Consider the following 4314-nt stretch of genomic DNA (forward strand, 5'->3'; position numbering starts at 1 on the left):
GGTGGTCGCGGGCACCGCGCTCACCGTGGCCGGGGTGCGCCGGACCGGCGGCCCGCTTGCCGGCATGACGCTGGTGATGCTCGGCGGGATCGGCAACTTCGCGGCGCTGCTGCTGCTCGCGCCGCGGCTCGTCGGGCCCGCGGTGCGGGCGTTGGGGTGGCTGCCGGGGCGGCTGTTCGGGGTACCGGCGAAACTGGCCACGGCGAATGCGGCCCGCAACCCGGCGCGGACCGCGGCCACGACGGCGACCCTCCTGATCGGGGTGGCCCTGATGGCCGGCGGCGGCACGGTCGCGGCCACCGTCAGCCGCACCGCCGAGGCCCGCCTGCACGCCGCGTTCCCGGTCGACTTCCTGCTCACTCCGGCGGTGGCGGGCCGGTCGGTGCCGGCCGAGGTGGCCGGCGAGCTGCGCGCGGCGGGCTTCCCGGTGGTCGTCCCCGTGCGCCAGGGCCGGGCCGGCGACGTGCTGGTCGGCACCCTCGACCCGGCGGCCCTCGCGGGTGACCTGCCCGCCCCGCGGCCCGGCGCCGCGGTCGTGGCAGCCGGCTCGGCGGTGGCCCGGTCGGGACGCATCGACCTCGTCGCGGGCCCCCGCCGGCTGAGCCTGACCGTGGCCGCCACCGCGCAGGGCTCGTCCCTGGCCGGCGACGTGCTCGTGACCGCGGCCGACTTCGACGCCCTCTTCCCGCAAGAGCGCGACGACGCGATGGTGCTGGTGTCCGGGGGCTCGCGGGACCGGCTGGACGCCGCGTTGGCCGGCCGCCCGCTGGTCCAGGTCGCCGACCTGGCCCAGGTCCGCGACGATCGCAACGCGGCCATCGGCCAGTTCGTCGCCGTGATCGCCGCCCTGCTCGGCTTCGCGCTGGTCATCGCCGTGATCGGCATCGGCAACACGCTGTCGCTGTCGGTGCTGGAGCGGGCGCCGGAGTCGGCCCTGGTGCGGGCGCTCGGGCTGACCCGTGCGCAGCTCGGCGCCACGCTGCTGACCGAGGCGCTGCTCATGGCCCTGGCCGGGGCGCTGGGCGGGGTGGCGTTCGGGGTGCCGTACGGCTGGCTGACCACCACCGCGGCGCTGGGCGGCACGGTCTTGATCGACGTCCCGGTGGCCCGCCTGGCCCTGTTCGTCGGGCTGGCCGCGCTCGCCGCCGTCGTGGCCGCCGTGCTGCCGGCCCGGCGAGCGGCGCGAACGGCCAATCTTGTCGTACCCCCGGCCTAACCTAAGTGCCTGTTGGTAAAGGGTCTATGTGCCATACAACCGCTCCGATGGGTCCTCATACGCAATCAACTGAGCGGCCGGTGTCCTGGCCGGTGGTGTGTTGGCGGAGGAGCTTTAGGCTGATGGCAGAGGCCCAGGTCCAGGTGACCGCTCCGCCGAGAAGCAGCCACCGGAAGTCGCCGGTCGTTGCAGCGATTCCCGCGGCGGCGAGGTCGGCGGCGACGGCGGCGATGCTGTACGCCGCCCACGCGTGCTGGCCTCGGCTGAGGAACCGCCGGGCGAACACGATGCTGGCGGCGTCCAGCGCGAGTCCGGAGACAAGGGCCGCCGTGTTGTGCGCCTGCCCCCGCCAGGACGGCGTCGCCGCGCCGGTGCCGGCGGCGGGGAAGCCGGACACCGGGTCGGTGACGAAGGCGGCGGCTGCGACGAGGGCGAGGCCGAACACGCCGAGCAGGCGAGGCCCCCAGGTCCGGGCGGGGCCGGTGCCGAGCACCCGTCGCGCGCCAACGGCGCCAGCCGCGGCGAGCAGCCCGGTGACGACGAAGTTCGTGGTCTGGATCCAGCCGAAGTCGCCGAGGCTGAGGGCGCTGAGCGGGTGTCGGGACGGGTCGAAGCCGACTCGGGTGGCCTCCTGGACGAGGACCGTCGTGAGGAACAACGGACCGGCGACGGCACCGCAGCCGAGCAAGAAGCGGACGCGGTTCGAGCGGCCTTGGTCGGGCGCTGCGGCAATGGTGAAGCGGCTGGTAGAGGTGGACATGATGATCACGCCTTCGAGTCGGGCTGTCGGAAGCTATTGGTGGTGGTGTTCATCGCGCGATCCTGTGCATCGTGGAGGTGTAGCCGCCGCCGGGGAAGGTCCACTGTCCGACGTTGGTGTCCTCGTCGACGAAGGTGCCCTTGTAGTAGGACAAGGACCCAGGCTCGCCGCCCCAGATGGTCAGGCTGTCCCCGTCCAACTCGTACACGTAGTCGAGTGTGTTGCCTCGGGTGTCGTAGGCGCGCGAGCGGACCTCGGGGCTCGGCGGCTCCCCGAAGGGCTGCAGATGACCGATGACCTCCAGCGCATTGACGTCGCTGCCGAACAGGTGCATGTCGACGTGCTGAAGGAGGAAGAAGCCGCCTTCCATCCACTCGTAGGTGACGGTGCCAGTGCTGTCACCGGAGAGTTGCCAGGTGCCGACCAGGCGGTCCAGAGCCTGCATGGCAGGGCTGGGTGTCGGGGTTGGGGTGGTGTCGCTCATCGTGGTCCTCTCGTGTCGGATGGTGTCCTTTACGGTAGGAAGGGGGAGTGGCCGAGATATCTCAGAAATCCGCAGGCTCGCCCGACCGAAACAGGGTCTTGCTGCAGACCGGGCTGCTGGAGCCGGAGATGTTCGACCGGTACTTCGCGGTCCGCGGTTTCGAGCCGGCCGCCGACGTGGCGGCGTGTGTGTCGCACTACTGGGTCATGCGGTGGCGGCTGCCCTACAACGTGACCTACCGACCGACCGAAGTGCTCCCGACTCCGATGGTGCACGCCTTCTTCACCGCACAGGGCGGGTTCGTGCACGGGATCAGCGACGGCGCCCTCAGCTACGACACGGCCGGTGCCGGCGCCATCGCCGGCATCGCCTTCAAGCCCGGCGGTTTCGCGCCGTACTGGGGTGGACGCATCAACGAGCTGCGCGGCGGACGCATCAACCTGGCAACTGTGTTCCCCGACGCCGGCACCCGCTTCTGCAGTGAGCTGCTGCTAAGGCCCGAGGAGCAGATTGCGGAGGCCTTTGACAGTCTCCTGCGCTCAAGGCCAGCCCAGCCTCCCATCCAGCACCTGGAGCTCATCGCGGACGCCGTGGCAGCCATGATGCGAGAGGACGGCCCCACCACGGTCAGCGCCCTCGCCGCAGAGCTCTTCCGCAGCGAGCGGAGCCTGCAGGCGGCCTTCACCGAGTACGTCGGAGTCGGCCCCAAGTGGCTCCTGAAACGGCAACGCCTGTTGAGGGCGATCGGCAGGACCGGCGACACAGCACGTCCCGATTGGGCCAGGGTGGCTGCCGACATGGGCTACAGCAGCCAGACGCACCTGCTGAACGACTTCAAGGACGTCGTCGGAGTCACACCCACCGTCTACCTTAGGCAACTACGCCGACAGCACTAGCCCGGGCCATTCAGTAGCCGGATGGGTGTGAGCGCCACCGACTGGCCCTGTTCGTCGGGCTGGCCGCGCTCGCCGCCGTCGTGGCCGCCGTGCTGCCGGCCCGGCGAGCGGCGCGAACGGCCAATCTTGTCGTACCCCCGGCCTAAGGTTGGCGGCATGGCGGAACGGCTGTTCGACGCGGGGGTCGTGGCCGGGGTCCTGGTGCTGCTCTACCTGGAGCGCACCCTGGCCCCGGCCCCGGTGCTGGCCGCCGGCGCGCTGATGGCCGTGGCGCTGCTGTGGCGGCGCCGCCATTCGCTGCCGGTCCTGGCCGTGGTCTACGCCCTGGCCCTGACCCACCTGGCCATGCGCGGCGCCGTGCGGATGTTCGACGTGGCGGTGCTCGTGGCGATGTATTCGGTGGTGAAGTACCGGCCCCGCCCGCTGTGGGGCGTCCTGGCGGGCGCGGGGGCCGGCGCGGGCGTGCTGCTGGCCGCCGCCTCGGAGCAGCGCAACAGCGGCAACTTCTGGACCGTCCTGTGGGTCACCGGCGCGGTGACGGTCGCGGTGTGGTTCACGGCCTACGGCGTGCGGACCCGCCGGCTGTATATCGCCTCGCTGGAGGAGCGCGCCGCCACCCTGGAGCGCGAGCGCGATCACCTGACCCGGCTGGCGGCGGCCGACGAGCGGGCCGCGATCGCCCGCGAGCTGCACGACGTCATCGCCCACAGCCTGAGCGTCATGATCGTCCAGGCCGACGGCGCCGGCTACACCCTGGACCCCTCCGCCGAGGAGGCCCGCCGCGCCTTGACGACGATCGCCACGACGGGCCGCGAGGCGTTGACCGACATGCGCCGCGTCCTGACCGTACTGCGCACCGGCACCGCCGAGCCCGGCACCGCCGAGCCCGGCACCGCCGAGCCCGGCACCGCCGAGCCCGGCACCGCCGAGCCCGGCACCGCCGAGCCCGGCACCGCCG

Annotated in this window: 5 protein-coding genes; 3 read left to right on the forward strand and 2 right to left on the reverse strand. The window is 72.4% G+C overall.

The window, feature by feature from the left end; translation table 11 throughout:
- Positions 1–1216 (forward strand): ABC transporter permease (locus AB0M46_RS51090; RefSeq protein WP_363348989.1); only part of this gene is annotated, 1216 nt, incomplete at its 5' end.
- Positions 1217–1271: 55 nt separating this feature from the next.
- Here AB0M46_RS51090 and AB0M46_RS51095 read toward each other — a convergent pair.
- Positions 1272–1976 carry a DUF998 domain-containing protein gene (locus AB0M46_RS51095; protein WP_363348991.1) on the reverse strand — a complete coding sequence of 235 codons (705 nt, stop codon included), beginning with the start codon at positions 1974–1976 and terminating at the stop codon, positions 1272–1274.
- A gap of 49 nt (positions 1977–2025) precedes the next feature.
- Entirely contained in the window at positions 2026–2460 is a 435-nt protein-coding gene (locus AB0M46_RS51100; RefSeq protein ID WP_363348993.1) for a hypothetical protein, read from the reverse strand.
- A 47-nt stretch (positions 2461–2507) separates the two neighbouring features.
- Here AB0M46_RS51100 and AB0M46_RS51105 point away from each other — a divergent pair, with 47 nt between their 5' ends.
- Together AB0M46_RS51105 and AB0M46_RS51110 are read left to right on the forward strand one after the other, a co-directional pair.
- Positions 2508–3356 (forward strand): AraC family transcriptional regulator, encoded by an 849-nt coding sequence (locus AB0M46_RS51105; RefSeq protein WP_363348995.1) that lies wholly within the window; start codon positions 2508–2510, stop codon positions 3354–3356.
- Positions 3357–3512: 156 nt separating this feature from the next.
- The coding region (locus AB0M46_RS51110) for a histidine kinase dimerization/phosphoacceptor domain-containing protein (protein WP_363348997.1) at positions 3513–4314 on the forward strand (802 nt) is incomplete at its 3' end.

This window comes from Dactylosporangium sp. NPDC051485 (assembly GCF_040682015.1).
Taxonomy (GTDB): domain Bacteria; phylum Actinomycetota; class Actinomycetes; order Mycobacteriales; family Micromonosporaceae; genus Dactylosporangium.